The sequence below is a fragment of the Kitasatospora sp. NPDC057518 genome (genome assembly GCF_042802075.1).
In the GTDB taxonomy this organism is placed as follows: Bacteria; Actinomycetota; Actinomycetes; order Streptomycetales; family Streptomycetaceae; genus Kitasatospora.
This window is the reverse complement of record NZ_JBHVEU010000794.1, coordinates 1-1375: the sequence shown is the minus strand read 5'-3', so window position 1 is coordinate 1375 and position 1375 is coordinate 1. Positions and strand designations below refer to the sequence as shown.

The 1375-nt window shown below is 71.3% G+C and carries 1 pseudogene; it reads left to right on the top strand.

The features are described from left to right. Positions 1-312: 312 nt before the first annotated feature. Positions 313-969, top strand: a pseudogene (locus ACFU7Z_RS39445) (hypothetical protein); the annotation flags it as partial. Between the last annotated feature and the right edge of the window lie 406 nt (positions 970-1375).

Here is a 1375-nt window from a genome sequence, read left to right as displayed (position 1 = left end):
CCCGCACCCTCGGACGCGGGCCCGCCCAACGTCATTGATCGGCCACCGGCCCTGCACGGCGGGTCGGCTCGCCGCGCGTAGGAAGTCGGCCCGGCCGACTTCCTACGCAGCGGTAGCGGCGCTGGGCGGTGGGACGAAGCACTGCTCGGCTACCAACCATCACCGTCGCCGAGATCCCCTAGCTGGTGCGGTACTTGACCGCCGCCGGCATCCGCTCGGTGAAGAGGTTCGCCGACAGTCCGCGTCGCGACGAGCGGGCCGCCGGTGCCCTAGCGTCGGACAGCCTGAAGGTGCGCTGCCAGGGACTCCGAGCCCGGCATGGCCGTGATGACGGAGAACTGCCTGTGCGGCCACAACGACACCGGCGAGTGCCATCTGACCGTCGGCACCCGGATCGATCTGGAAACGACGGCCGCACTGACCGTCATCCAGGCCGGGGCCGGCGCCGACATCGTCGGCCCTGCCGCGATGACCCGGGGTACCACCCGGGCCGTGCGGCAGGCGCTGGACGAGGCCGGTCACCGGGACGTGGCGACCATGCCGCACCTGATCTTCGACTCCGCCCTCTACGAGGGCTACCGCACCACCATGCGGGCCGTCCCCACCCCCGGCGCCTGGCGCCCGCCGCCCGCCGCCCGTTCCAGATCAGCCCTCGCAGCCCGGAGACCGCCGTCGACACCACTGGACTCGCCTTCCTCGGCGAGGGGGCGAACATGCTCCAGCTGGAGCCCGCCGTTCTCCGTCTCCGGCGGATCCACCCGCCTCGCCCCGCCCGACCCGGCCACCGGACAACGGGACTTCCGCCCGCCGGCGGAGTTGTTCACCATGCTCAAGCGGGCCGGGGCCGACCGGATCATCACGCATGCGGCCTTGGACCTGGCCCGCCCGCGCGCCTGGGACTTGCCCGCCCGATCATGTGGCTATCGGTCGCCTTGCTCGTTGGTCTGGGCATGGGACGGGGTGATCTGACAGCTGAGGAGTGGGAGCGGCTGCGGCCGGGGACCTGGGCCGCTCGCGCGGCGGGTCACCACCAAGCTCCACCCGAGTGCGGACGACCGCTGCCGCCCACTGTCCCTGGTCGTCACGCCGGGGCAGCGGGCGAACCGCACCCGGTTCATACCCGTGCTGGAAAAGATCCGCGTCCCGAGGACCAGGCCCGGCAGGCCCCGCAAGGGGCCCGACAGCCTGGCCGCCCGCCTGCGCAAGAGCTCACGCGGCGGGCAGCCAGCGGGATTTGACGAGGAGCTGTACAAAAAGCGACACCGTCGAACAGGCCGTCAACTAGGGCCTGTGTGATGTTGTGATCAGTTGGGTGGTCGCACGAGGTCGTCTATCCAGATCATTGAGGCGCGGAGGTGGAGGCCTGCGAGGTAGC